Origin of the sequence: Nonomuraea turkmeniaca, from assembly GCF_005889735.1 — a bacterium.
Classification (GTDB): domain Bacteria; phylum Actinomycetota; class Actinomycetes; order Streptosporangiales; family Streptosporangiaceae; genus Nonomuraea; species Nonomuraea turkmeniaca.
This window is the reverse complement of the sequence record NZ_VCKY01000409.1, coordinates 1-5,031: the sequence shown is the minus strand read 5'-3', so window position 1 is coordinate 5,031 and position 5,031 is coordinate 1. Positions and strand designations below refer to the sequence as shown.

Sequence of the window (5,031 nt, the reverse complement as noted above, 5' to 3'; positions counted from 1 at the left end):
TATGCTTTGTGGTCAAGTCCTCGGCCTATTAGTACCGGTCAGCTCCACACGTTACCGCGCTTCCACCTCCGGCCTATCAACCCCATCGTCTATAGGGGGCCTTACCCCTTCACAGGGTGGGAGACCTCATCTCAAGGCGAGCTTCCCGCTTAGATGCTTTCAGCGGTTATCCCTTCCGAACGTAGCCAACCAGCCGTGCATCTGGCGATACAACTGGCACACCAGAGGTTCGTCCGTCCCGGTCCTCTCGTACTAGGGACAGCCCCTTTCAAGTCTCCTGCGCGCGCAGCGGATAGGGACCGAACTGTCTCGCGACGTTCTAAACCCAGCTCGCGTACCGCTTTAATGGGCGAACAGCCCAACCCTTGGGACCTACTCCAGCCCCAGGATGCGACGAGCCGACATCGAGGTGCCAAACCATCCCGTCGATATGGACTCTTGGGGAAGATCAGCCTGTTATCCCCGGGGTACCTTTTAGCCGTTGAGCGACACCGCTTCCACATGCCGATGCCGGATCACTAGTCCCAGCTTTCGCTCCTGCTCGACCCGTCAGTCTCACAGTCAAGCTCCCTTGTGCACTTACACTCGACACCTGATTGCCAACCAGGCTGAGGGAACCTTTGGGCGCCTCCGTTACTCTTTAGGAGGCAACCGCCCCAGTTAAACTACCCACCAGACACTGTCCCCGATCCGGATCACGGACCAGGGTTAGACGTTCAAAACGACCAGAGTGGTATTTCACCAATGACTCCACCCGAACTAGCGTCCGAGCTTCCCAGTCTCCCACCTATCCTACACAAGACGCTCCAAACGCCAATGTCAAGCTGTAGTGAAGGTCCCGGGGTCTTTCCGTCCTGCTGCGCGTAACGAGCATCTTTACTCGTAGTGCAATTTCGCCGGGTCTGCGGTTGAGACAGCGGGGAAGTCGTTACGCCATTCGTGCAGGTCGGAACTTACCCGACAAGGAATTTCGCTACCTTAGGATGGTTATAGTTACCACCGCCGTTTACCGGCGCTTAAGTTCTCACCTTCGCCAGCTTGCGCTGACTAAGCGGTCCCCTTAACGTTCCGGCACCGGGCAGGCGTCAGTCCGTATACATCGTCTTACGACTTCGCACGGACCTGTGTTTTTAGTAAACAGTCGCTTCCCCCTGGCCACTGCGACCCCCACCAGCTCACAAAGCTAGTCTGATCACCAGCAGAGGTCCCCCTTCTCCCGAAGTTACGGGGGCAATTTGCCGAGTTCCTTAACCACAGTTCACCCGATCGCCTTAGTATTCTCTACCTGACCACCTGAGTCGGTTTAGGGTACGGGCCGCCACAACACTCGCTAGAGGCTTTTCTCGGCAGCATAGGATCATCCACTTCACCACAATCGGCTCGGCATCACATCTCAGGCAAAAGGAACGCGGATTTGCCTACGTTCCGCCCTACATGCTTACCCCAGGACAACCATCGCCTGGGCTGGACTACCTTCCTGCGTCACCCCATCGCTTACCTACTACCCGATCGGATCGAGCGTTCAGCCTCACCCCTAGTCCCGAAGGACATCAGAGGACTTAAGGACTCTTAGCATCACGAGGTTCAATATGGGCGCGTTGAAGCGGGTACGGGAATATCAACCCGTTGTCCATCGACTACGCCTGTCGGCCTCGCCTTAGGTCCCGACTTACCCTGGGCGGATTAGCCTGCCCCAGGAACCCTTGGTCATCCGGCGCGAGGGTTTCTCACCCTCGATTCGCTACTCATGCCTGCATTCTCACTCGCACAGCCTCCACAACTAGATCACTCTGCTGCTTCACCGGCTGCACGACGCTCCCCTACCCACCAACAACGCTTGGCTGTCAGTGCCACGACTTCGGCGGTGTGCTTGAGCCCCGCTACATTGTCGGCGCAGAATCACTTGACCAGTGAGCTATTACGCACTCTTTCAAGGGTGGCTGCTTCTAAGCCAACCTCCTGGTTGTCTCTGCGACTCCACATCCTTTCCCACTTAGCACACGCTTAGGGGCCTTAGTCGGTGATCTGGGCTGTTTCCCTCTCGACTACGAACCTTATCGCCCGCAGTCTCACTGCCACGCTCTCACTTACCGGCATTCGGAGTTTGGCTGACGTCAGTAACCTTGTCGGGCCCATCGGCCATCCAGTGCTCTACCTCCGGCAAGAAACACGCAACGCTGCACCTAAATGCATTTCGGGGAGAACCAGCTATCACGGAGTTTGATTGGCCTTTCACCCCTACACACAGATCATCCCCCAGGTTTTCAACCCTGGTGGGTTCGGTCCTCCACCCAGTCTTACCTGAGCTTCAACCTGCCCATGCGTAGATCACTCCGCTTCGGGTCTACAGCATGCGACTCAAACGCCCTCTTCAGACTCGCTTTCGCTACGGCTCCCCCACACGGGTTAACCTCGCCACACACCATAACTCGCAGGCTCATTCTTCAAAAGGCACGCAGTCACATCACAGCCGAAACAAGTCCGGCTAAGCTCCTACGGCTTGTAGGCACACGGTTTCAGGTACTATTTCACAACCCCTCACCGGGGCACTTTTCACCTTTCCCTCACGGTACTCGTGCACTATCGGTCATCAGGGAGTATTTAGGCTTACCAGGTGGTCCTGGCAGATTCACACAGGATTTCTCGGGCCCCGTGCTACTTGGGATCCCCTCAAGAAGTCCGCCCAATTTCGCCTACCCGGCTCTCACGGTCTACGGCGCCCCTTCCCAGAGGCTTCAACTATCAGACGGATTTATCACTCCTTGGCCGATCGGCAGATCGACCCAGAGGGTCCCACGACCCCGGACATGCAACACCTGCCGGCTATCACACACGCCCGGTTTAGCCTCATCCGCTTTCGCTCACCACTACTCACGGAATCACTCTTGTTTTCTCTTCCTACGGGTACTGAGATGTTTCACTTCCCCGCGTTACCACCAACCGCCCTATACATTCAAGCGGAGGCAACACCACATGACTGGTGCTAGGTTTCCCCATTCGGACATCCCCGGATCAACGTCTGGTTGGCGACTCCCCGAGGCTTAACGCAGCCTCCCACGTCCTTCATCGGCTCCTGATGCCAAGGCATCCACCGTGTGCCCTAAAAAACTTGGCCACAAAGATGCTCGCGTCCACTATGCAAATCTCAAACAACAAACAGCAACCAGCTCCCACCCCACAACCGTGAGATGATCGCTGGCCCTGTGTCCGAAGAAGCCGAGCAATCATGCCCGTTCCTTCAGGACCCAACAGTGTGTCCAACCAACCCGAACCCCACGACCAGGTGTTCCCACTCCCACCCCCCAAAGAGGGCGGACGGTACTGACCCGCCGGCGATCCGGCCTGGTTGAGTAGCCAGTGCTCCACTAGTGAGCTGTCACGCGTCCCGGGCGTTCGCCGAGACCGCGTGAAAGTGCTCCTTAGAAAGGAGGTGATCCAGCCGCACCTTCCGGTACGGCTACCTTGTTACGACTTCGTCCCAATCGCCAGCCCCACCTTCGACCGCTCCCCCCAGCAAGCTGGTTGGGCCACGGGCTTCGGGTGTTGCCGACTTTCGTGACGTGACGGGCGGTGTGTACAAGGCCCGGGAACGTATTCACCGCAGCGTTGCTGATCTGCGATTACTAGCGACTCCGACTTCATGGGGTCGAGTTGCAGACCCCAATCCGAACTGAGACCGGCTTTTAGGGATTCGCTCCACCTCACGGTATCGCAACCCTCTGTACCGGCCATTGTAGCATGTTTGCAGCCCAAGACATAAGGGGCATGATGACTTGACGTCATCCCCACCTTCCTCCGAGTTGACCCCGGCAGTCCCCCATGAGTCCCCACCACCCCCGAAGAGGCGTGCTGGCAACATGGAGCAAGGGTTGCGCTCGTTGCGGGACTTAACCCAACATCTCACGACACGAGCTGACGACAGCCATGCACCACCTGTCACCCAGTCCGAAGAAGCCCACATCTCTGCAGGTGTCCGGGTGATGTCAAACCTTGGTAAGGTTCTTCGCGTTGCGTCGAATTAAGCAACATGCTCCGCCGCTTGTGCGGGCCCCCGTCAATTCCTTTGAGTTTTAGCCTTGCGGCCGTACTCCCCAGGCGGGGCGCTTAATGCGTTAGCTCCGGCACGGAGATCGTGGAAGATCCCCACACCTAGCGCCCAACGTTTACAGCGTGGACTACCAGGGTATCTAATCCTGTTCGCTCCCCACGCTTTCGCTCCTCAGCGTCAGGTAAGGCCCAGCAAGCCGCCTTCGCCACCGGTGTTCCTCCTGATATCTGCGCATTTCACCGCTACACCAGGAATTCCACTTGCCCCTGCCTACCTCTAGCCGGCCCGTATCCACCGCAGACCCGCAGTTAAGCTGCGGGCTTTCACGGCAGACGCGACCAGCCACCTACGAGCTCTTTACGCCCAATAATTCCGGACAACGCTTGCGCCCTACGTATTACCGCGGCTGCTGGCACGTAGTTAGCCGGCGCTTCTTCTGCAGGTACACGTCAACTTCGTCCCTGCTGAAAGAGGTTTACAACCCGAAGGCCGTCATCCCCCACGCGGCGTCGCTGCGTCAGGCTTCCGCCCATTGCGCAATATTCCCCACTGCTGCCTCCCGTAGGAGTCTGGGCCGTGTCTCAGTCCCAGTGTGGCCGGTCGCCCTCTCAGGCCGGCTACCCGTCGTCGCCTTGGTAGGCCACTACCCCACCAACAAGCTGATAGGCCGCGAGCCCATCCCCAACCGAAAAACTTTCCACCACCATCCGATGCCGAAGGCGGTCATATCCGGTATTAGACCCAGTTTCCCAGGCTTATCCCAGAGTCAGGGGCAGGTTGCTCACGTGTTACTCACCCGTTCGCCGCTCGAGTACCCCGAAGGGCCTTTCCGCTCGACTTGCATGTGTTAAGCACGCCGCCAGCGTTCGTCCTGAGCCAGGATCAAACTCTCCAAACAATGAACATGTCCGGACAGATCTGTCCAAGCAAAACCGTCAAAAATGACGGGGTCATACATGTGATGATGCACATGCACTGGCTTT

The 5,031-nt window shown here is 57.7% G+C and carries 2 rRNA genes; both read right to left on the bottom strand.

The features are described from left to right. Positions 1-8 precede the first annotated feature (8 nt). Positions 9-3,115: ribosomal RNA gene (locus tag ETD86_RS52500) — 23S ribosomal RNA — on the bottom strand. A 308-nt stretch (positions 3,116-3,423) separates the two neighbouring features. Beyond that, a 16S ribosomal RNA gene (locus tag ETD86_RS52495) occupies positions 3,424-4,946 on the bottom strand. Together the 16S and 23S rRNA genes form the textbook arrangement of a ribosomal RNA operon. Positions 4,947-5,031: the final 85 nt, after the last annotated feature.